General features: G+C 36.8%; 21 protein-coding genes. 11 read left to right on the top strand and 10 right to left on the bottom strand.

The window, feature by feature from the left end; translation table 11 throughout:
• Positions 1–167: 167 nt before the first annotated feature.
• Together RMB03_RS16650 and RMB03_RS16645 are read left to right on the top strand one after the other, a co-directional pair.
• On the top strand, positions 168–440 hold the full coding sequence (locus tag RMB03_RS16650; protein WP_001043034.1) for an HU family DNA-binding protein: 273 nt from the start codon (positions 168–170) through the stop codon (positions 438–440).
• A 131-nt stretch (positions 441–571) separates the two neighbouring features.
• The gene (locus RMB03_RS16645; RefSeq protein WP_311076978.1) at positions 572–2,437 is read left to right on the top strand and encodes a SurA N-terminal domain-containing protein; all 1,866 of its coding nucleotides are present in this window, start codon (positions 572–574) and stop codon (positions 2,435–2,437) included.
• Between the two features lie 48 nt (positions 2,438–2,485).
• On the opposite strand, the gene RMB03_RS16640 is transcribed toward RMB03_RS16645, so the two are convergent.
• On the bottom strand, positions 2,486–3,448 hold the full coding sequence (locus RMB03_RS16640) for an AraC family transcriptional regulator (RefSeq protein ID WP_005041003.1): 963 nt from the start codon (positions 3,446–3,448) through the stop codon (positions 2,486–2,488).
• Between the two features lie 171 nt (positions 3,449–3,619).
• Between RMB03_RS16640 and RMB03_RS16635 the strand changes: the two genes are divergently transcribed.
• Positions 3,620–4,843 carry an alkane 1-monooxygenase gene (locus tag RMB03_RS16635; protein WP_005041001.1) on the top strand — a complete coding sequence of 408 codons (1,224 nt, stop codon included), beginning with the start codon at positions 3,620–3,622 and terminating at the stop codon, positions 4,841–4,843.
• Between the two features lie 109 nt (positions 4,844–4,952).
• Here the strand turns inward: RMB03_RS16635 and RMB03_RS16630 are convergent, their stop codons facing one another.
• The 4 genes from RMB03_RS16630 to RMB03_RS16615 form a co-directional block, all read right to left on the bottom strand.
• Positions 4,953–6,155: an acyl-CoA dehydrogenase family protein gene (locus RMB03_RS16630; protein WP_005047405.1), complete on the bottom strand. Its 1,203-nt coding sequence runs from the start codon at positions 6,153–6,155 to the stop codon at positions 4,953–4,955.
• 22 nt (positions 6,156–6,177) lie between these two features.
• The gene (locus RMB03_RS16625; protein ID WP_311077164.1) at positions 6,178–7,461 is read right to left on the bottom strand and encodes an acyl-CoA dehydrogenase family protein; all 1,284 of its coding nucleotides are present in this window, start codon (positions 7,459–7,461) and stop codon (positions 6,178–6,180) included.
• Between the two features lie 229 nt (positions 7,462–7,690).
• Complete coding sequence (locus RMB03_RS16620; protein ID WP_311076977.1) at positions 7,691–9,064, bottom strand: AarF/ABC1/UbiB kinase family protein; 1,374 nt, start codon at positions 9,062–9,064, stop codon at positions 7,691–7,693.
• 232 nt (positions 9,065–9,296) lie between these two features.
• Positions 9,297–9,599 (bottom strand): hypothetical protein, encoded by a 303-nt coding sequence (locus RMB03_RS16615; protein WP_004792622.1) that lies wholly within the window; start codon positions 9,597–9,599, stop codon positions 9,297–9,299.
• A gap of 190 nt (positions 9,600–9,789) precedes the next feature.
• Here RMB03_RS16615 and ybaK point away from each other — a divergent pair, with 190 nt between their 5' ends.
• The 8 genes from ybaK to RMB03_RS16575 all read left to right on the top strand — a co-directional run bounded on the left by ybaK (position 9,790) and on the right by RMB03_RS16575 (position 18,486).
• Positions 9,790–10,257: a Cys-tRNA(Pro) deacylase gene (gene ybaK, locus RMB03_RS16610; protein ID WP_270902583.1), complete on the top strand. Its 468-nt coding sequence runs from the start codon at positions 9,790–9,792 to the stop codon at positions 10,255–10,257.
• A 649-nt stretch (positions 10,258–10,906) separates the two neighbouring features.
• Positions 10,907–13,054: a bifunctional mannitol-1-phosphate dehydrogenase/phosphatase gene (gene mtlD, locus RMB03_RS16605; protein WP_311076976.1), complete on the top strand. Its 2,148-nt coding sequence runs from the start codon at positions 10,907–10,909 to the stop codon at positions 13,052–13,054.
• Between the two features lie 105 nt (positions 13,055–13,159).
• Complete coding sequence (locus RMB03_RS16600; RefSeq protein WP_311076975.1) at positions 13,160–13,786, top strand: 2'-5' RNA ligase family protein; 627 nt, start codon at positions 13,160–13,162, stop codon at positions 13,784–13,786.
• The gene (gene cobU / locus RMB03_RS16595; protein ID WP_311076974.1) at positions 13,774–14,292 is read left to right on the top strand and encodes a bifunctional adenosylcobinamide kinase/adenosylcobinamide-phosphate guanylyltransferase; all 519 of its coding nucleotides are present in this window, start codon (positions 13,774–13,776) and stop codon (positions 14,290–14,292) included. The genes RMB03_RS16600 and cobU overlap by 13 nt, the downstream gene beginning before the upstream one ends.
• A gap of 1 nt (position 14,293) precedes the next feature.
• Positions 14,294–15,349, top strand: coding sequence for a nicotinate-nucleotide--dimethylbenzimidazole phosphoribosyltransferase (gene cobT / locus RMB03_RS16590; protein WP_311076973.1), 1,056 nt, complete (start codon positions 14,294–14,296; stop codon positions 15,347–15,349).
• On the top strand, positions 15,342–15,941 hold the full coding sequence (locus RMB03_RS16585) for a histidine phosphatase family protein (RefSeq protein WP_311076972.1): 600 nt from the start codon (positions 15,342–15,344) through the stop codon (positions 15,939–15,941). Before cobT ends, RMB03_RS16585 begins: the two co-directional genes overlap by 8 nt.
• A gap of 124 nt (positions 15,942–16,065) precedes the next feature.
• Entirely contained in the window at positions 16,066–17,637 is a 1,572-nt protein-coding gene (locus tag RMB03_RS16580; protein WP_311076971.1) for a histidine-type phosphatase, read from the top strand.
• Positions 17,638–17,745: 108 nt separating this feature from the next.
• Positions 17,746–18,486 carry an adenosylcobinamide-GDP ribazoletransferase gene (locus RMB03_RS16575; RefSeq protein ID WP_311076970.1) on the top strand — a complete coding sequence of 247 codons (741 nt, stop codon included), beginning with the start codon at positions 17,746–17,748 and terminating at the stop codon, positions 18,484–18,486.
• A gap of 102 nt (positions 18,487–18,588) precedes the next feature.
• On the opposite strand, the gene RMB03_RS16570 is transcribed toward RMB03_RS16575, so the two are convergent.
• The 5 genes from RMB03_RS16570 to RMB03_RS16550 all read right to left on the bottom strand — a co-directional run bounded on the left by RMB03_RS16570 (position 18,589) and on the right by RMB03_RS16550 (position 22,962).
• A complete protein-coding gene (locus RMB03_RS16570) occupies positions 18,589–19,677 on the bottom strand; it encodes a 3-deoxy-7-phosphoheptulonate synthase (protein ID WP_045432956.1) in 1,089 nt (362 codons plus the stop codon).
• 117 nt (positions 19,678–19,794) lie between these two features.
• A complete protein-coding gene (locus RMB03_RS16565; RefSeq protein ID WP_198495894.1) occupies positions 19,795–20,682 on the bottom strand; it encodes a sulfite exporter TauE/SafE family protein in 888 nt (295 codons plus the stop codon).
• A gap of 153 nt (positions 20,683–20,835) precedes the next feature.
• Complete coding sequence (locus RMB03_RS16560; protein WP_003651588.1) at positions 20,836–21,117, bottom strand: hypothetical protein; 282 nt, start codon at positions 21,115–21,117, stop codon at positions 20,836–20,838.
• Complete coding sequence (locus tag RMB03_RS16555) at positions 21,114–22,670, bottom strand: PepSY-associated TM helix domain-containing protein (protein ID WP_311076969.1); 1,557 nt, start codon at positions 22,668–22,670, stop codon at positions 21,114–21,116. The genes RMB03_RS16560 and RMB03_RS16555 overlap by 4 nt, the downstream gene beginning before the upstream one ends.
• Positions 22,663–22,962 (bottom strand): hypothetical protein, encoded by a 300-nt coding sequence (locus tag RMB03_RS16550; protein WP_311076968.1) that lies wholly within the window; start codon positions 22,960–22,962, stop codon positions 22,663–22,665. The genes RMB03_RS16555 and RMB03_RS16550 overlap by 8 nt, the downstream gene beginning before the upstream one ends.
• Between the last annotated feature and the right edge of the window lie 28 nt (positions 22,963–22,990).

Raw genomic sequence — 22,990 nt, 5'->3', positions numbered from 1 at the left:
AAATGTTGGGATTTAGCAAATATATAACAGTTTTTTAGCATTTATTTTCGCTAAAAGCCCTGCTCTAGTATTGCGTTTTCCCCCAAAGCATTGCTATAAAGGCGTCATGGCCTTTTAAACTATAGCCTTGGACCTTAAACAAACGATATTAAGAGGATGTTTTATTCATGAATAAATCAGAATTAATCGATGCAATTGCTGAAAAAGGGGGAGTATCTAAGACTGATGCAGGCAAGGCACTCGATGCGACAATTGCGTCAATTACTGAAGCACTTAAAAAAGGTGACACAGTAACTTTAGTTGGTTTTGGTACTTTCAGTGTTAAAGAACGTGCTGCACGTACTGGTCGTAACCCTAAAACTGGTGAAGAGCTTCAAATTAAAGCAACAAAAGTACCTAGCTTCAAAGCTGGTAAAGGTCTTAAAGATTCAGTAGCTTAATCTTTTAAGATGATTAAACGCGCCAATATAGGCGCGTTTTTTATTAAAAATCTGAATTGACCAATATTGCTCATTCATTGATTGTGGTTTTTCAGTTAAAATTCGCCTCGAAATAAAATATTGGAATACTTATGGAATCGTTTCGTACAGTCATTAAGGGTTGGCTCGGCAAAGTCCTTCTAATTTTGTTTTTGACCCCTTTAGCACTTGTAGGTATTGAAGGATATTTTAATAGGGGAAACAAGGCTGATGTTGCAAAGACAGTAAATGGCCAAGAAATATCTAAAAAAGACCTTGAAACTTTAACTCAGTCTTACAAAGAACAATATTTAGCTGCTGTTAAAGGTGATGAGAGTTTACTTAATTTGCCTGTTATTCAGGCTAAGGCACTTGATATTTTAGTGTCACGTAATTTACTAATTCAACAAGCTGAAAAACTAGGTATTTCACTGAGTGATTCCCAAATTGAGCAGATGTTAGCTCAGCAGCCTAGTTTGCAAGAGAATGGACAATTCTCGCAAAAACTCTATGAAAATTATCTACGTTCTATTGGTATGACAAGTCAGGGCTTAATATCTAGCCTTCGTCAAGATCATGCTTTAAAAATGCTAACGTCAACTTTTTCTGATTATTCTTTAGTAAGTAAAGTTGATTTAATGCAAATTGCGAATTTGCAAACTGAACAACGTACATTACATTTGGCTAGTATTAAATTAGATGGTTATAAAACTGGTTTAACTGCCTCTAATCAAGAAGCTACAGATTATTACAACAAACACCAAAATGAGTTTAAGCAACAAGCTTCTGTTGACGTGGATTATGTTGTTGTGTCTCCATCACTGATGGCTAAACCAGCTCCTGCAACTGAAGCTGAACTTCAGCAAGCATATAGCAAGTTCGTTGAAACTCAGAAAAAAGATGCTAAACGGACTGTGAAGCATATTTTAATTACTACAGATGCTCGTGATGATGCAGCAGCTCAAAAACTTGCTAAAGAAGTATATGCGAAAATTCAAGGCGGTCTTACATTTGCACAAGCTGCATCTCAGTTCTCTGAAGATCCAAGTTCGAAAGCAAAAGGGGGGGTAGTTGAAGCATATGCACCGGGTGTTTTTTCCGATGCGTTTGATAAAACTGTAGTGAGCTTAAAAAATGGACAAATTTCTCAACCAGTAAAAACTCAATATGGTTATCATATTATTGAGGCAGAAACTCAAGCCAATCAAATCCCTTCATTCGAAGCAGAGAAGGCGCGTTTAACTGCTGAGGTTGAAAAGAATAAAGTTGCGACTGTTTATTCAGATACCGTAAATAGTCTAAATGAAACGATTGTTGGTAATGATTCTTTAGAAGCTGTTGTGCAAGAAGTAAAAGGTACAAAAGTTGAATCATTAAATGGCGTAACTTTAGCTACACAAAATCCGTATTTAAGTGATCCAAACGTTAAAATTAAATTGTTTAATGATGACGTGAAAAATGGTGACCGTAATGCATCATCTAACATTCAATTAGCGAATGGTGATACGGTATGGGTTAAAGTACGTGATTATCATGCTGCTGGTGTAAAACCTTTAGCACAAGCGATGAATGAAGCGAAAGCAAAAGTTATCGATGAAAAAGCGCGTAAAGCTGTTCAAGCAAAAATTGCTACAATGTTGGCTGAATTTAAAACTCAACCAGCAGATCAAGTTGTTGCTAAAAATAAAGTAGCATTTGAATCGGCTGGCGTATTTAGTCGTTCGCAAGGATTAAAGCGTGAAATTGAGCGCGCAGCATTTAGTGCAGCTACACCTAAGCCAGGTATGTGGTCTGTTTCAACAGCGAATTTACCAAATGAGCTAGTTGTTGTTGCAGTTTCAAATGTAAATTCATCCGCTGCGAATGCTATTCCTGCTGATCAGTTACAGCAGTTAAAGCAACATTATCGTCAATCGCGTGGTCAACAAATATTAGAAGATTACAGTCAATATTTAAAATCACATGCGAAAATTAAATAATAATTTGATTCAATAAAAAAAGCGCCTCGGCGCTTTTTTTATTAGTAGTTAATCTAAGGTATGTCCAATATATTGCTGTCTATATTGTTTAGGAGATAAATCAAAAATTCGTTTGAATGCCTGACTAAATGCTGTTTCAGATGAGTAGCCGACCTTATTTGAAATTTGCTGAATTGATAAGTTGCTTGTGCGTAAATACTGACTTGCCAAGCGAAAACGATAATGCTGCAAATATGTGAGGGGTGGCTCACCAATAATACTGTTAAATATATTCGCAAATTTAGAACGTGACATACAGCATTGTTCAGCTAAAGATTCAACTGTCCATGTGACTTCAGGTTGGCTATGAATAGCAGATAGGGCATTGCTCAGTTCAGGATGAGTTAAGGCACTTAACCAGTTTTGTTGATCTGTCATTTGTTGAATATGATCACGGATGCATTCAATGAGTAAAATACTGACTAAATGATCAATAATTTTGTCATGACCCGGCCTGATTTTTTGAGTTTCAATGGCTAGAAAATAAAGCCCAATTTGTAGCCATTCAGGTGGATTGGTTTGATTTTCATGCTGAATATGCATGATGGACGGCAGTGCATTAATGAGTGGCCCAGCCATATGAGTATCGATTTGGCAGCGTAAACATAGCAATAATGTATTATCCGGAGATGAAGTACCAAACTCGATTGCATCTTGTCTGTGACCGTTAAAAAGCGAAGTGATATCCAGAGAATCTACCAACTTACTCGCTGTTGATTTTGAGTCAGTCGCACTATGTGCTTTCCCAGAGGGAATTAAAATAATATCACCAGCAGTCGCAGTTATTTTTTCTGAAGGATTAAGTTGTATATATACTGAACCAGTTAAAACAATATAAGCAAGTAGAGCAGATTGATCTTGTGTTTTAAAAGCCCATTCTCCTTGCGCTTTTAAATAGATGTATTCAGACTTATTAAGGTGAATATCATCAAAAAATTTACTTAGTGCATCCATATTTAAATGATCAATCATTATTTTAATAAAATTATAGTGAGCTATAAGAATAGATCAACATGTGTTTTTAGGACAAAAAAGTGGAAGAAAATGCCAAAGACTTTAACATAGGTTTTTTGGACGGTTACTACTGTTAACTAAACACTATTTCTTTAACTATATAGACATATAGAAAAAGGAAATATAGCTATGAATGCACCAGTAAATGTTCAACAAGAACTTATGCCAGTGCCTGCGTCTATGCGTGAAATAGATCGCAAACGCTTTTTATGGATGATTAGTCCTGCTTTACCTGCTATCGGTTTAGCAATTTTAGCAGGTTACCAGTTTGGTCCACGCCCTTTAAAGAAAGTCTTTGCTTTAGGTGGTCCACTTTTATTACATGTCGTGATTCCTGCAATTGATACTATTATTGGGAAAGATGCTCGAAATCCGACAGATGAAGAAATTAAGCTTTTAGAAAAAGATCCATATTATTCTCGTCTTGTGAAGAGCTTTATTCCTCTTCAGTACGCTGCAAATGTTTATGCATGTTATTTAACAAGTCGTAAAACGACATCTTTTATTGATAAGATTTTACTTGGTATTTCAATGGGTGCAATCAATGGTATTGCGATTAATACAGCCCATGAGTTAAGTCATAAGCATGATCGTATAGACCATATTCTGTCGCATCTTGCTTTAGTTCCTACAGGTTATAACCATTTCCGTATTGAACATCCTTACGGTCATCATAAGCGTGCAGCAACACCAGAAGATCCAGCTTCATCACGTATGGGTGAAACATTCTATGAGTTCTGGCCACGTACAGTTATTGGTTCTTTTAAATCTGCAATAGAAATTGAAAAAAATCGTTTAAAACGTAAAGGTAAAGAATTCTGGTCTTCAGATAATGAATTATTACAAGGCTGGGGAATGACCGCTGCTTTTCATGGTTCTATGGTTGGAATCTTTGGTAAAGGTACAATTCCATATTTAGCGACTCAAGCTTTTTATGGTATTAGTCTTTTCGAAATTATTAACTATATTGAGCACTATGGTTTATTGCGTCAGAAAAAAGCTGATGGTAATTATGAGCGCACAATGCCTGAGCATAGCTGGAACAACAATAACGTAGTAACAAACTTATTCTTGTATCAGTTGCAGCGTCATTCAGACCATCATGCATATCCAACTCGTCCATTCCAAGCATTACGTCATTTTGATGAGGCACCAGAGCTACCAAGCGGTTACGCAAGTATGCTACTACCGGCATTAATCCCTTCATTGTGGTTTAAAATCATGGATAAGCGAGTTTTTGATCATTATAAAGGTGATTTAAACAAAGCGAATATTTCATCAAAGCGTCGTGCAAAAATCTTTAAGAAATTTGGTGTAGTTGATAAAGCGCTAGAAAGTACAACTACTGAATAAATAAAAACATTAATTCCTGAAATACGAAGCCCTCTAGTTATTAGACTAGAGGGCTTTTAAGTTTTGACATAGATAGCTAATAAAAGAAGGGAAAAATTTCCCTTAATTATTATTTTAGTTCGCTAGAAGATTTACCAAGTTCTCGGCGGGCAATAATCAATTGCTGGATTTGTTGAGTGCCTTCAAAGATATCGAGAATTTTTGAATCGCGTGCCCATTTCTCAAGTAACTCATCTTCGTTATAGCCCATGCTTGCAGCTAGTTCGACACATTTTAAAGTAATCTCGTTACCCACACGGCCAGCTTTGGCTTTCGCAATAGAAGCCTCTTTAGAGTTTGGCTTTCTGTTATCTGCCATCCAACAGGCTTTTAGCGTTAGCAAACGTGCAGCTTCCCATTCAGCTTCCATACGATAGATTTGAGCAGCAAGATTAGAAGCTTGTAAATACGGTGTTTTATAGTCAGCATCAAGTTGATCTTTAAAAATCTCTTTAATACGTTCTAAAGAGGCTTTCGCACAACCAACCGCCATCGCTGCAACCAATGGACGAGTGTTGTCAAAAGTTTCCATCACGCCTGCAAAACCTTTAGCCACATCAATTTCAGGATTACCTAGAAGGTTGGCAGCAGGAACACGACAGTCAATAAAACTGATCACGGCAGTATCTGATACTTTAATGCCCAATTTATATTCTAAGCGTTCAACTTTCATGCCAGGTGTACCTTTAGGTACAACAAAAGATTTGATCGCAGCACGACCCAGTTTTTTATCTAAAGTCGCCCAAACGACAACAGAGTCAGCACGCTCACCACAAGTTACAAAGATTTTTTCGCCATTGATGACATATTCATCGCCATCTTTGGTTGCTGTGGTACGAATCGCTGCTGAGTCAGAACCACAACCTGGTTCTGTGATTGCCATTGCCGCCCAAGTGTTTTTGAAGCGCTCAAGCTGTTCGTCATTGGCAACAGCAGCAATTGCTGAGTTTCCAAGTCCTTGGCGTGGCATTGTTAACATCATGCCTGCATCGCCATAACACATTTCAATTACGCCAAGTGCAGTTGAAATGTTATTACCATTTTTATTGCCTGTTTCAACTTCACCACGTTTTTTACCAACGGCAGCGCCTGCATTAATGCCTTCGCCACCTTCGTTCATACCATCAATGAGTGAAGCTAACATATCGAGCTCTTTTGGATAAGCATGCTCAGCTTTATCATATTTACGAGAAATAGGGCGTAAAACATTGATCGCAACATCATGTGCCTGATCAATCATCATTTTGAATTTTTTAGGATTTTGTAAGTTCATTGTATTATCCTCTGATCATCAGTTATGCATGTAAGCCAGAATGTAAAATTGCAGTAGCTCGTAAATCACGATACCAACGTTCAACAGGGTGTTCTTTTGTGAAACCATGTCCCCCAAGAATTTGCACACCATCTGTACCAATTTTCATGGATTTTTCAGCACAAAGTAAACGAGCAAGGTAGGCTTCACGATGGAATGATTGACCTGCTTCAGCACGGCTTGCAGCATTCAAGATCAACATACGCATTGCATCAATTTCAATTGCCATATCTGCAATCATGAAAGCGACACTTTGACGGTGAGAAATCGGCTCTCCGAAAGCAGTTCGTTCATTGGCATATTTAATACAATAGGCTTTTACAGCGTCACAAGTACCCACAGCCATTGCACACCACATTAAATTTCCCAGATCTAAGAAAGCAGTGTAATCAAAGTCTGTTGCACCTAAGCGTAGAGCAGGAGTGTGATTAAAGCGTAAAGTTGCTGTTTCTGTCGCTTTAAGGCCCATAGCAGGCGTATTTTTGATAGAAATGCTATCGTTGCATTGCACTACAAATATATCTGGCTTGCCATTAAAGTCCGCACTTACTAAAAAGATATCGGCCAGATCACCTAAAATAACAAGCGTTTTTTCACCATCTATAAAAAATTGATCATTTTCAAGTGATGCTTTGGTTTTTAATACATAAGGATTAAATGCTGGAGTTGCTTCTTGTACAGCAAAGGTTGCTGTAATGTCTGAGTCTTCTGCAAAACAAGGTAAGTACATCGACTGAACTTCGGCAGAACCCCAACGTGTAATTGCATTAATGACACTAAATGTGCTGAGTAATCCAGCTGTAAGGCTAAAATCGCCTTCAGCCAATTTTTCAGCAATCAATAAGTTACTTACAATATTTTGTTCAGTTGCTACACCGCCTAATGCTTCTGGAAGTGCATAGTAGTTAAGACCAAGATCTTCTACATATTGCCAAAGACTTTCTGGAAACTGAGCAGTCTGATCTGCATCATGAGCTAACCCCAAGAGAACTTCTTGAGCAAATTGAGACATTGCTTCGGAAGTCATTTGTTGTTCTTCGGTTAGGTTTAAATCAAACAGATTCTTGTTCTGCTGAGGCAGACGTTGTTGAGATATTGGCTTAGGTTTAAATGCTTTTTGAGTCTGGCTTAATGCTCTAAAACCAGCTTTTGAACCTTGATAAAGGGATTTTTCTAAAAATTTACGTAACTTGAGTTGATCAAGTACATCGCTTCCAGCCAATTTTGTGATCAGCGATAAACCCAAACCCTGAGCTTTATTGATCATACTTGTCATGATTATGGTGTCCTAACACGTTGTTATTGTTTTATGCTGACACGCATTATAGTAAAAGACTATGTCGTTACTGACATTCAAAAAATGAGTGGATAAATGGTATGGAAAAAATAAACGTATTTTAAGTCTATGATTTTATTTATTTAAAATAACTTTTTTGTGGTGTGTTTAGAGGGGTATTGGCTAGAATGACATGGAACCATTCTAGCCCTTCATGAAATTAACCGAAGTTACGAATCATACGACGTACATTTGTTTTAGCATCAATGACTGTCATAAACGTATATGCCCCAATAAATTTACGACTAATAAACATAAATTCTTTGGGAGGGACAGAGAAATAACGTGATGCCATCGATTTACTTGCTTGCTGCATAACACGGCTATGTAACTGGCTTTTCTTCCAGTCATAACGTTCATGTTCATCCATTAGACCAGCAGGCATATCTGGATTATTTGATGGGGTGCTAAATGCTTCTGTCGCTAATAGAAAAACATCGGCCATACCTGGCTTAATGCTTTCCGGCATTGCATCAAAAAATTCATAACCAGTCATGGCTTGTATCATTAATTGTTTATCATGTTGATAACCTGCCTGAATTAGATTGCGGGCAACCGATAATAAGTGGTTATCAAACTGACGGATAGCACCAAAGTCTAATAATACAATCTTATCCTGAACATCTTGGCCATTACCTAAACGGACAAGGTAGTTACCGAAGTTAGGATCGGTTTGCATTTCGCCCCATTCAAAAATTTCACGAACAGCAATTTCTAATGAAGCTTCACCAAGCTGATTACGACGCTCTTGAGGCAAAGACAACATAACAGGGCTATTGATTGGAACACCGCGTTCGAAAGTCATGCAGAGTACTTGGTTGGTACAATACTCATCTACAATTGTAGGAACAATATAACGCTCGTCATCTTTTAAGCGTTCACCAAAGCGACGAGTAGTGGCAGCTTCAACATCATAGTCAACTTCACGATGCATCATTTCACGCACTTCATCAAACCACTGATCAAATTCACGGGTTTGTGGCACCATACGTGTCAGTTTAAGCATGTTTTTAAACAAGCTCATATCTGAATCAATTGCGTTCGCAACACCTGGATATTGAATTTTTAGAACTAATTCCAAACCATCTGATTTACGTGTTGCACGGTGTACTTGTGCGAGAGAGGCAGTACCAATTGGCTCATGATCAATTGTTAAATCATTTAACTTAGCGCCCAGTTGTTCTTGTAGATGTGGCTTAATTGCAGGCCAATCTAAAGCAACGGTTTGGTTATTTAGGGTATTTAATGCTTGTGTAATCTCTTCTGGTAAAAAATGTTCACCATAAAGAGCCATCATTTGCCCAATTTTAACAATAGAACCCTTAAGTTTACCTATTTCAGAAACCAGATAATTAGCTTGTTCGCTCATCGCTTTTTTACGTTTCTTTTCTTTGTCTTCCTCGTTAGAAAAAATAGAAGAAGCACTTGCAGTTGCCCAACGTGTTCCTGCAAGTAAAGAAGCTTTCGCGATTGATAAGCGTCGATCCATGGAAGAAGTTTTTAAACTCTTAAGCTTATCTTTCTGATTTGACATGAAAATAGAATCCTATGCGCATCATGCAGCCAAACGCTGTGATCTAAAATTGTAACGAATATTACATGTTTTGAGCGTATTAAAATAGTTCTCTCAGACTGAATGATAGGTCGAAATCGCCATCTTTATTTCATTAACTATTAAATAGCCTAAGTAATTTATAAATTTAAGAAATTAAGAGTATTCAGATGAGTAAAACTAAGATAAAACGGACCTTTGATAACAAAATGGATTACATTTTAAATTGAATCTTTAATTCAGATTTCTGCATCAAATGCAGGCGATTGGTCTGAATATGTTGCAATAACATCTGTTTGACTGAATCATGCATAAAACCAAGTGCATGAGCTTTTACAATGATGATGCTAGGAAGGGTGTAAAAGAAGTACTTAACATCATCAAGAGTTGCGTTATTAAAAATACCTTGTTCAATTAACGTCTGCTGCAAAAATTGCTTTTCATTTAATACAGAATCTGAAGATTCATCCCAAAAACGGTGACGCATCGCCATCAGATTGTTGTGTTTATAACTCATAAAATTGTCAGCTCAGACTTCAAATCTAAATAAAATATATGGAGTCGAGCAACGAATATCAAGTTGAGATTATTTTTTCTTCAGTTGCTGTTTGAATTTTTATGTAACTCTTTTAAATAGCCTAAGCAAATTTAAATTTTTTTTAAAAAAAACTATAATCGAAACAATTTCATCTATAACACTACTTATCATGACTCCTGCATGTAGATTGTTAAAAAGTAATAAAATCGAATTTTCTATTCATGAATATGAACATGATTCAAATGCCAAAAGTTTTGGATTAGAAGCAGCTGAAAAATTAGATTTAGATGTAAACGAAGTATTTAAAACTCTAATGGTAAGTGATGATAAAAATTATTTCGTTGCTGTCTTGCCGGTTAATCACCAATTAAATTTAAAAAAAGTAGCTACGGTGTTTGGATGTAAAAAGTTACAAATGGCTAATCCTAAAGATGCTGAACGTTTAACGGGATATTTGGTAGGAGGGATTAGCCCTTTAGGCCAAAAGAAACGTTTAAAAACTGTCATTGATGCATCAGCACAAAACTTTAGCAAAATTTATGTCAGCGGCGGAAAAAGAGGGCTGGATATTGGTTTAAATCCTAAAGATTTAGCACAGCTTTTAAATGCTCAATTTGTTGATGTGCTTGATCAGTAAGAAAAGTTTAGAGGAATACTCTAAGAACTAATCATTATTTTTATCTACATTGAGAAAATACTTTGTTGAGAGGTATAGCTCATTGCAGATACTTCTTTATTTTTCAAAAAAGAGATAAGCATAAATAATTGCAAAAAAGCTTGAACCATTAAATGAAAATGATTATCATTACTGTTAATGGCGATGTAGTCCTAGTCCCGATAAGGGGGAGGAGATTGATTGTAATATAAAGCTCACGTTCTAAGTTTATGCTCATTTTCTAATGAATTTAGAGTTATACCAGAAGCTCAAATAAGAAGAACAGCAAAAGGCGAGTTGATATCTGGTATGTGACACCTGCGAGACATTATAAAAATATGCGGGTTCAAGCAGCGGTAAATGGAACTAAGAAAAATAAATACTATCAGCGCAATAAAAAGAATAAACCAAGAGTAGCAAGCGAGGATGGCTTGCTACTCTTGTATTTAAAGTTAGTTTCATACTTATTTATATTGTTCAACCTTTTTAGAGTTTTAGCTCTGCTCAGTAACAGATTACTTATATTTTTGATTAAAAAATGATCACTAGTGTTTCATTTATTAACATCCTGCCTTTTTAGCCAATTTTTTGTATACCCTGAATAAAACATGATCAAAAAAGAGGTAAAAGCGTGCTTATTTTTCATGGAAAACCTGTTCATGGAGCAATTTTTGATATGGATGGGACAATGTTTGATACTGAGAGGTTACGGTTTCAAACATTGCAACAAGCATCTCAAGAACTCATTGGACAGGAATTTTCACACGAATATTTAATGCAATGTTTAGGTTTAAGTGCAACTACTGCTGAACAATTGGCTCAACGTTTGTATGGTGTGAATGTTCCATATAAAGAGATACGAAAAAGAGCCGATGAGATGGAGCTTGAACATATACGAAAACACGGCGTACCTATTAAGAAAGGTTTGGTTCAAGTTTTAGAACGTTTAAGAAAATCAGGTTTAAGAATGGCTGTGGCGACTTCAAGTCGTAGAGCAATTGCCGAAGAATATTTAATTAACGCGAATGTTTATAAATTTTTTGATGTAATTACTTGTGGGGATGAAGTACAAAATGGAAAGCCTCATCCTGAAATATTTCTTAAAGCAGCAAGTCAGCTTCATTTAGATGCTAACCAATGTTTAATGTTTGAAGATTCTGAAAATGGCTTAACGTCAGCTCACTCATCGGAAGGTCTAACAATTTTATTAAAAGATATTAAAGAACCGAATGATGAAATGTTGGCAAAAGCCGATTTTTATTACGATCAGATGTATGACTTCTTAACAGATCTCGACCAATTTATTCCTGTTATGGATATGCCACAAGGACAAGAGTCTTTTCCGCAAAGCCTAAATCAACTTACCGTTGGCATACACGGTTTTGGTGCTATTGGCGGCGGATATATAGCGCAAATCTTGTCACACTGGGATGGATACACAAAACCAAGACGTATTATTGCCTCTACACGTAATAGTCTATTCCGTGAAGCTGTAAATGCGTTTGGAACTTATAGCATTCGCTATGGACAGTTTTCGTATGATGAACGTATTGAAAATATGACAATTGTTGATTCTGACAATGAACAGCAAATGTTAGAGATGTATACTCATTCAAGTTTGATTGCACTATGTTTGCCTGAACAAGCTATTGAAGTTGAGTCAAAAACGATTGCAAAAGGTTTATACGCTCGTTTTAACTCGGCACTCGAAACATGTATAGAACCGTTAACTTTTTTAATTATTTTAAATAAAGTTGGCGCAAAATATTTGGTGATGAAGCATCTTAGAGAAGCACTTTTAGAACTAACTAATGATGAGGACGTGACGGAGCATATTTTAAAAGAACATTACTTCTGTGACACCGTTGTAAACCGTATGGTTTCAAAATTGTCTAATCAAAATCTATATCGTCAGCTTCGCATTAAGCATCATTTTCTTGAACAGCATTTATCTGATGTAGAGCATGAAGAGCAGGTCGAAATTGAAGATTGCAATAAACTGACTCAAGATCAGCAAAATCAGGCCTCTTTATATGTAGATAACATGCGTCGTAATTTTCAGCCAGGACATATACTACAAAGCATGGATCTAATCTTGTTCCATAGCGAAACTGATATGCCAATTTATGTAGAAAAAGGTAGCCCTTTACTCGAAAAATTGCGCCAAGTTGTGTTGGTTGAGCAAATTACAGATATTCAATTAATCAAAAACCGACTGTGGAACGGCGTACATGCGATGCTTGCTTGGTATGCATCTTTACTAGGTTATGATTCTATTGGTGTTGCCATGGGCGATAGCTCTGTTAAAGCATTTGCAGAGAATTTAATTACAGAAGTAAAGCAAGGACTTGCAATCGTATTACCTAACTATGCAAAAGATCTAGATCGACTCGCACAGAGTTTTCTAGATTCATGTGAATATGCATTTAAAGATCCGTGTCAGCGTGTGGCGCGAGATCCGCTACGTAAACTGGGTCACAATGAACGGGTAATAGCTTCAATTGTGGTGAATATAGGTCATGATTTACCCTATAAAAACTTATTAAAAGGTGCTGCTTTAGGTTATGCCTATGCAATTCAATTTTTAGAAATTGATGAGACTGATGTGTTTAAACATTTACAGCAGCAAATTCAGAACTTGGACATGAGTACAGTTCAGAAAAGACAGCTGGAAGTTGAGTTGACACAATTAATTCAATATTTATTTTCTGAACAAGGTAAGCAACCTTGGGACATGAATATTATTAACTCCAAAACTACACATACTCAATATGCTTAAATTCGTTCAATGAATTAAGACTCTACAACTAAAAGGCAAACATGCTTTAATACAAAAATTGAATCATTTTGAATTAAAGCTGTGCTGCTAAAACCTTCGACATCCATGGTGCCAACTTCTTTACGGGACTATCCGGAATGGCACCTTGGGCGTCAAAATTATGCCTTATGGTATCTGGAAATTAATGATCAAAAATTAGTTGATTATTTAGATGGATTGCGCGCGCATTTTTCAGATTTTATGTTAGAACCCAATAGCCGCCAATATCATGTCACATTGTTTATATGTGGTTTTTTGACTGATGAATCTAAACTTTATAAAGATGATTTTAGTTTTAGTAAGTTTGAGCAACAGAGAGAAATTTTAAGAAAAAAGAATTTTGCATCATTTGAATTAAAAATTGGTTCAGTTGATAGCTTTAGTAGTGCTTTATTTGTAGAAATCCAAGATACCGAAAATATCTTATCTCTAATACGACAAGAGTTAGGCACAGTTTCTAATGAAATTGCAGCTTTAGATTATTGCCCACACATTACCTTAGGTCTATATAGAGAAAATTATAATAGTGATTTGATTTTACAAAAAATTTCTGAATTACCTGTACAATATAAGCACGCTGAATTTGAACTTAAAATTGAGCATTTGACGTTTGGTTATTACCAGGCTCAAACTTTACAAGGTAAGTTATATCCATATCAGCATTTATTTTTAGGTGATTCATGTTGCAACTAATTTTGGGTGGTGCTCGTTCTGGTAAAAGTCGACTGGCTGAACAAACGGCAATAGCTACGCAATTAGCTGTGACTTATGTCGCGACGGCGCAAGCGCTTGATCCAGAAATGCAAAACCGAATTGCACACCATCAAAATCAGCGTCCAGCTCACTGGTCGTTGATCGAAGAGCCATTATTTTTGGCAAAAACTTTGCAAAAAATTGATCGACCTAATCAAATCATTCTGGTGGATTGTTTAACGCTCTGGCTAACGAATTTATTACTTTTAGATGATCAGAACGTTCAAGAGTTTGAATGTGAGCAACTAATAGACGTTTTACCTAAGCTCCAATCAGAAATAATTTTAGTCAGTAATGAAACTGGTCTGGGTGTTGTGCCGTTAGGCGAGATTAGCCGTCGTTTTGTAGATGAAGCAGGAAGACTGCATCAAGCTCTAGGACAAATTGCAGATAAAGTTATGTTTTGTGTGGCTGGTTTTCCAATGATTTTAAAAGGTGAGAAATAAAATGAACTGGTGGATAGAATCTGTACAGCAACCTAATCTGGAAGCAAAACAACATGCTGAGCAACATCAACTCCAACTCACAAAACCTACAGGTGCCTTAGGTGATTTAGAGCAGATTGCAATTACACTTGCCAGTTTACAGTCCAACGCTCATCCTCAAGTTAACTATCCGTGGATCACAGTTTTTGCTGGCGATCATGGCGTGGTTGAAGAAAATATCTCTGCATATCCTCAAGCTGTCACACGCCAAATGTTGCAAAACTTCACAACTGGTGGTGCAGCAATTAGTGTAATTGCTAAATATCATCAAGCTCATTTGCAAGTCATTGATTGTGGCACAGTAGGCGAAGCATACGAATATGTCGGTGTTGAACGTCATTGTATTCGTGCTGGGACGGCAAATTTTGCCAAACAAGTGGCAATGAATGCTGAAGAATGTCGTGCTGCTTTAGAGTTGGGGAAAAAGAGCGTAGATACAGCCAAAGCCGACGGCGCAGATATTTATATTGCGGGTGAAATGGGAATTGGAAATACCTGTTCTGCTTCTGCCTTAGCATGTCTTTTATTAAATGATACGGCTGAGCAATTAACTGGCGTAGGTACAGGAATTGGTGCCGATCAGTTAAGACATAAAATTGAAGTGATTGAGCAGGCAATAGAGCGTCACTACCAACATGTGATTGGGGATGCCTTTAAAACCCTAAGTGCTGTAGGCGGTCTGGAAATTGCGGCTATAACCGGTGCTTATATTCGATGTGCTCAAATTGGCTTACCTGTAATTGTGGATGGCTTTATTAGTTCGGTAGCTGCTTTATGTGCGGTACGAATGAACCCTAAAGTACGTGACTGGATGTTATTTGGTCATCAATCGGCAGAATATGGTCACCGACGTATCTTGCAAGAACTCAATGCCGAGCCAATTTTAAAGATGAATTTGCGTTTAGGTGAAGGTAGTGGAGCAGCAGCTGCTTTGGCATTAGTTAAAATGGCGTGCGCATTACATAATCAAATGGCTACCTTTGCTCAAGCTGCTGTAAGTGGAGACAAAATTGAGTAAATTGAAAATTGATTTACTCAGACATGGAGAAAGTCAGTTTAGCCATACTTTACGTGGCCATTTAGATGATGACCTAACACCAAAAGGTTGGCAGCAAATGCAGTCAACCATTGAGCAAGACACAAACCAGACATGGAATGTGATTGTAAGTTCTTCGTTAAAACGCTGTGCATGTTTTGCAGAGCAACTTGCTAAAACAACTGAACTGCCTTTGCTTTTAAATCATGATTTAAAAGAAATGTTCTTTGGAGACTGGGAAGGAATTTCAACTCAGCAAATTTATGAAACTTCACCAGAATTACTGGCAAATTTTTGGCAAAAACCGAGTCAATATTGCCCGCCTGGGGCAGAAACATTAATGCAATTTCAAACAAGGGTTCTTAAAGGCTTTCAGGAACTACTTGTAGAGATGCAAAAACAAAACTGGCAACATGCTTTAGTTGTTACCCATGGGGGCGTAATTAAATTATTAGCTTGTTTAGCCCAACAACAGCCTTTAGATGATTTACTTAAAATGCCAGCGGAGCTTGGGAAATTATATTCCCTCGAATTTTCTGAAATGGATGGTCAATTAACTTTTATGCTGAGATAGCAAATTTATATTTTTATACACTTGTAAGTTATTATTTTTATAAAGATATTTGAAGTCATGTAATCGTACTGTCATTGCTAAAAATTAAGCTATGGGCATTTCTTATTAATAAATTATCAGACTTATGAATATTTTATTTAAAACGACGATGCTTGCTGCGTCATTATTGCTTGTGGCCTGCAACAATAATGACGATCAAGATGATCAACCAACGACACCACCTACAACTCAATCAAAGTATTATCAAACCAAAACGCCTTACCAACCACAACAAGATTTAAAAAGCTATGAACAGGCACCAAATGGATTCCAGCCAGTTTTTACAGAGTTAGTGGCGCGTCATGGTTCAAGAGGTTTATCAAGTCTCAAATATGATTTAGCACTTTATAATTTATGGAAGCAGGCAAAAGCAGAAAATGCCTTAACGCCGTTAGGTGAACAATTAGGTGCTGATTTAGAAGCAATGATGAAAGCCAATATTCTGTTAGGTTATGGAGTCGAAGGCATTCGCCAGTATGGTTATGGGAATGAAACCATGACGGGTATTTTGGAGCACCGTGGTATTGCAGATCGGTTATTACAACGCTTACCCAATCTTTTAAATCCGCAAGCGGGTATATTGGTTCAAAGTTCAGGTGTCGATCGTGCGGTAGATAGTGCTAAATTTTTCACTACTGAACTTATTAAACAACAACCACAACTTAAAGATAAAATTGTTCCAACTTCTTATACCAGTTTATCGAGTGCAAGCATTCCAAGTGTTATAGATGGCGGAGTTGACCGTTTTAAACTTTATTTCCATAGCTTGAATGCAGATGAAGACTTAACACAGCCACTCAGTACTAGTCAGCAGAAAATTTATGATGCAAGTCAGGCCTATCAAGATTTTGAAGAAAATAATAATGACTTAGCCCAAAAGTTAGATGAGTTATCAAAAAATACTCAAGCTGAAAAAACTGCTCAGACTGTACTCAACCCGATTTTTAAAGCAGACTTTATTAAAAAATTGGGTACAGCAGGTTATAGCTTTAGTAATACAGGGTCTTTTACCGTAACTTCGCCAAAAGGTGAGCAAATTACAGAAAAAGGTAAGGGTAAAAACACTATCGCCAGTGCAGTTGATGCAGCAGCTTATGTGTATGAGCTCTATTCGATTTCTGGTGGTATGAAAGATGAGCTAAAAGGTATCGATTTTGATAAGTATATGCCTGTTGAAGCCGCAAAATTCTATGCTGAATTTAATGATGCCAATGATTTTTACGAAAAAGGCCCAAGTTTCACAGAGTCAAATCTAGTCACGAGTGAAATTGCACAAGGCTTAAAACAAGATATGTTCCAACAAGTTGATGCTGTTGTGAATAAAGCCCAACCTTACAAAGCGGTTTTACGTTTTGCCCATGCTGAAATTATTATTCCTCTAGCGACCAGCTTAGATCTGCATAATATGATGCAGCCTCTACCTCTACGCCAGACTTATAACTATTCAACAAGCACATGGCGTGGAGAAGTGGTTTCACCTATGGCTGCCAATGTACAGTGGGATATTTATCAAAATGGCCAAGGCAATACTTTGGTAAAAATGCTTTATAACGAAAAAGAAACTTTGTTTAAGTCTGCATGTAACTATGCGCGCTATAGCCCAACCAGTTTCTACTACGACTACATAAAATTGAAACAGTGCTATCAAATACAATAGATTTTCAGTTTTCTGAAGTCTTTAATGGGAATAGGGATTGCTATTCCCATTTTTATTTCTTCATAATTCAAACTGTTTTTTAAATATAGATCAGTTAGAGATTTGGACATGACACCATTTTGGATCGCATTGCAATTTTTAACTGTTCTGCCGATCGACTTAAAGACAATGCCTACGGCGCAACAAAATGGTCGAGCTATTTTGTTTTATCCATTGATTGGACTCATTATTGGTGGCATCCTTTTTCTTATTGCATGTTTGTTCGCAAAATTACCAATTCTTCTACTTGCCGCCATCATAATGACTTTATGGATTTGGCTAACAGGCGGTTTGCATTTGGATGGGCTGGCAGATACGGCAGATGCGTGGGTAGGTGGTTTTGGAGACAAGCTACGTACTTTACAAATTATGAAGGATCCAAGTTGTGGCCCAATTGGAGTACTGAGTTTAGTTCTTATATGTCTGCTCAAGTTCGCACTGGTCTATGTACTGATTGAACAACATCAAACGCTATTTTTAATATTGGTTCCTGCTCTTGGGCGCCTTGTGCCATCAATTTTATTTTTAACTACGCCGTATGTCCGTGAAAAAGGTTTAGGTCGTTCTTTGACTGATCATTTACCTAAAACAGCGTCTTGGATAATAACTGGGTTAGTTTTGCTGCTACCTTTATATTGGGGATGGCAAGGTCTAATTGCCGTGATTGGCTTTTTAATGAGCCTTGTTTATTTAAGACATCTGTTTATAAAACGTATTGATGGTATTACAGGGGACACTGTAGGGGCTGCGATTGAGCTTAGTGAAACTGTGCTGCTTTTTGCTTTTATCGTAAGCTATTTTTATTTATAAATAATAAAACTTTTAAACCCTATTACGGCTTATCTAGAAATTTCATTAAAATAAAAAGCCCTCAAAAATGAGGGCTTTTTATTTTAATGCTTAAAAGATGGATTAACGATTTGGTAAAACGTCTTTTAAAGCTTCATGCATTTCAAGCAATGTTTTTTCAGTGGTTTCCCAGTCAATACAGCCATCAGTCACTGATTTACCATATTCTAGGTCACAAAGGTTTTCAGGAATATCTTGGCGGCCGCCTTTTAAATGACTTTCAACCATAAGACCAACAATTGACTTATTACCATCTAAAATTTGTTCAGTAATATTTTTAAGAACAAGTGGCTGTAAGTACGGGTCTTTATTTGAGTTCGCGTGACTCGCATCAATCATGATTTTATTGCTAACTTTTGCTTTCGCTAAAGCATTTTCTGCTTCTTCAACAGAGCCAGCATCATAGTTAGGCTTACCATTACCACCACGTAATACAACGTGTGCATAAGGGTTACCATTTGTATTAATAATTGAAACTTGACCGTCTTCGTTAAGGCCTAAGAAGCTATGACCATATTTAACAGACTGCATGGCATTGGTGGCAACAGTTAAACCGCCGTCTGTACCATTTTTAAAACCAACTGGTGATGATAGACCAGAAGACATTTCACGGTGAGTTTGGCTCTCGGTTGTACGTGCACCAATTGCAGACCATGAAATTAAGTCTTGGTAGTATTGTGGAGAGTTAGGGTCAAGTGCTTCAGTTGCACATGGCAAACCTTTTTCATTTAACTCAAGCAAGAGTTTACGACCAATACGTAAACCTTTTTCAATATTAAAAGAGTCATTCATATCAGGGTCATTGATTAGACCTTTCCAACCAATTGTCGTACGTGGTTTTTCAAAATAAACACGCATAACTAAATACAATGAATCTTTAACTTTTTCGCTTAGCACTTTTAAGCGATCGGCATATTCGTGAGCAGCTTTCGGGTCGTGAATAGAGCAAGGACCAATAACGACAAACAAACGTTTATCTGAACCATCTAAGATATTACGAATAGTTTCGCGACCTTTTAGAACGGTTTGTGAAGCAACATCAGATAAAGGCAACTCTGATTTAAGCTCAGCTGGTGTTACAAGAGTTTGAATGCTTTTAATATTAACGTCGTCGATATCGGGCTTGGAAACGGATTTTGAATTTGTATTCATTGCTGTCACTGGTTCGATCATACTAAAGGTTGTTTTGTGTACTGAATATACCATGAAATAATTATGAAAATCCTACATCTCATGGTATTTCAGTTTGGAAAAATCTTATTGATTTTGCTATCTTTCAGTTGGATTGCTTGTTTTTTCAGCAATAACTGCTTGTTGTTGTACCACAGGGGCTTTTGGTTTTGCTTTGACCGGGTTAACCATAAAATTAACACCGAGAGCAAATAGGGTAATCCCTAAAATTTTTCGGATTAAACGTTCAGGCATGCGGGAACTAATGAGCGTACCTACAATAATTGCTGGAATCGAACCCACCAATAACCACATAAGAAGCGTAAAGTCGACGTTACCAGCACTCATGTGTCCGAGGCCGGCCACTAAAGTAAGCAATACCGCATGTACCACATCTGAACCAATAATTCGAATCATTGGCAAGTTAGGGAACATGATCACGAGTGCCATAATGCCAAATGCACCAGCGCCGACAGATGAAAGCGTTACGAATACGCCTAAAATAATACCCATAATAATGATGTAGAGGCGTTTATGGTGAATAGCCAATTGCTCATTTTCTGTTTGGGTTACTTCTTTATTTCTGAATTTATTGAAGAATTTTTCAATACGAGAACGAAAGATAATTGAAACACCAGTCAGTGTTAGCATAAAACCTAAAACCATGGTTAACACAGCTTTATAGTGAGTTGACTGACTTAAATAATGTTCAAGTACCCATGAGGTAACGAAAGATGCTGGAATACTACCCACTGCAAGCCATAAAACAATAGGCCAGACAATATTGAGTTTTCTGGCATGAACCATTGATCCACAGAACTTTGAAATTGCGGCGTAAAGTAAATCGGTACCAATTGCGATATGCGGTTCAATTCTAAAAAGACTAATTAAAATTGGTGTCATTAATGATCCACCACCAACTCCTGTAATCCCTACACAGAAACCAACTAACATACCTGCCAAGATAAATTCAAAAGCACCAGACATCTTTATCGCCACTTATCACGAAACGCCCATATCTTATTCCTTTTAGAGATAAACAGTTGTCATGAATAATGATTTACTTATGCAAAAAAAAGCTAAGCAATCAAAATATTGCTTAGCTTGAGCTATTTTTCATCAAATTATTAGGATCTAAGATTATTTTGATGGTTTTAATGGGTTAAGTAGAAGGATGAGACCAAAAGTTAACGGCGTGGCAAATATCCACCAACTGACAAAACCAATTGAAAAATTATAATGTCGAATCAGAAGATATGCGCATAAAACAAACAATATGAATGCAGCTATCTTAAAGTGCTGGTAATATTTTTGAGCTAATGATTTGAAATGGCCTGTTGATTTTGGAGATCGATATTTTTCACTCGCCATAAATAACAAATACATTCCTAATAAAATTAAGATGAAAGCTATAAAGATCATGAGCTCACCTCAGTATTTAATTTATTCAGCTTCTTTTGAATTTTTTCTACAGCTTTATGCTGAATAGGTTGAATTTTGCAGAATATAAAAATCGCTAAGCCTGCAAATATCCACAAAAATACATCTATACGTGCAAAGACCCAATAATTGTTGAAGCTTTCAACATAATCATGTTTGAGCAAATAAATTAAATTTAAGACCGGAAGCGCCATACAAAACAGAATAAAAATACTAAGTTGAGTTCGCCATAAATATTGTTTTTTAGTGACTAAAGCAATGATTAAGCTGATTAGCCAGACCAAGAAAAAGCTATAAATTTCATAATTGATCGTGGTTGAAGTGACTGTAAATAATCGATTCGCACTTAAATAGGCAATAGTTGCACACGGCAATCCTACAAAAGTTGCGACATTTAAACGGTCAACTAAATAGTGTCCAAAGTGAAATTTACTATTTTTATTTTGAATTTGCCGTTTAAGGCTCCAGAGTAACAAACCAGAGGCAATCATGACACAGCCTAAAATGCCAGAAAAGAACAAACCTAGGCGAAGTAAAGGCTGGGCAAATGTTGCCATGTGTAGACCGTAGACACCCGCATTCAGCGTTGCAATAGCACTATTATTACGTGTGTCTGCTAAGACTTTGCCAGTTGAAGCATTCAATGTAATTTGAGCCTGATTACGGGTAATTGAATGGTCTTCATTTTGAATAAAGGTAATTTGCGCCTGATTGGTATTTGGATTTTTTACACTAATTGTCGATAAAGTTTGATTTCCCCAACGTTGTTGCACTTGGTTTAATAACTTTTCGATAGATAAGTTCTGAGCTGGCTGTATCGATTGGTTCTCAAGCACAGTCTTTGTACGTATTTCGGTAAAATATTGATATGGATTTTCAGGATAAAGCTTTTGCATTCCCCAAGGCAGATATAAATAAAAGAAGATGGCTAGGCCTGTAAATGTAATGGTTAAAAAGAAAGGCAGGGCAATCACCGAAGAAATATTATGAAAGTCTAACCATGAACGCTGAGACTTAAATGTACGCAAAGTAAAAAAGTCGGTGAATATTTTTTTATGGGTAATAATGCCTGAAACCAAAGCAATCAACATAATAAATGCCGCGATACAGACTAATAATCGCCCGATGAATATTGGAATACCAAAAAGTTGGTAGTGGAATCGGTAAAAAAAATCGCCGCCTAGCGTTGCCGAAAGTTTAAGCTCTTGGCCTGTGTTTGCATCCAGAGTTGCATTTCCATAACCCCCGTCTGGTTTTTCCCAATACATGGTATTTACCGGACTCTCAGGTGTTGCAACATTTAAATACCAAGATTTGGCATCTGGAGCATGGTCTTGTAAGTATTGATAGGCTGTTTTAATAGCAATATCTTGCTTTACTTCATATTGCGCAAGTGGAGGTTGCATCCATAAATTAATTTCGTGGCGGTAATAGGACAAACTTCCCATTAAGAAAATGGCAAATACGAGCCATCCAAAAATTAAGCCAGTCCATGAGTGTAGCCATGCCATAGATTGACGTATACCTTTATGCATAACCCACCATACGCGTTGCAAAAAAGAAAAGGGCACATAGAACGACTGATAGCCCAGTGAGTTTCAAAAGTGATTGAATGCAAAAACCTATAATCACGAACACTACGTAAAATAGAATTGCTATAAATGATGCGAGATAGATAGCTTCAGCTTTGTCTAAGGTCAAAAGGAGAATTCCAGTGAGTCCAAGACTTAAATACACCATACAGGCAAAACCTATACCGAAAACCAGCAAGAATCGATAGAAAACTTTTATGCGATATGACACAGGGAGATTTACAGTTTTGGACATCTTTAATGACACATAAACAAAGAGTAAT

The sequence above is a fragment of the Acinetobacter sp. V91_7 genome (assembly GCF_031799075.1).
GTDB classification, from domain to species: domain Bacteria; phylum Pseudomonadota; class Gammaproteobacteria; order Pseudomonadales; family Moraxellaceae; genus Acinetobacter; species Acinetobacter calcoaceticus.
The sequence above is the reverse complement of the archived record's forward strand: the minus strand, read 5'-3'. Positions and strand labels throughout refer to the sequence as shown.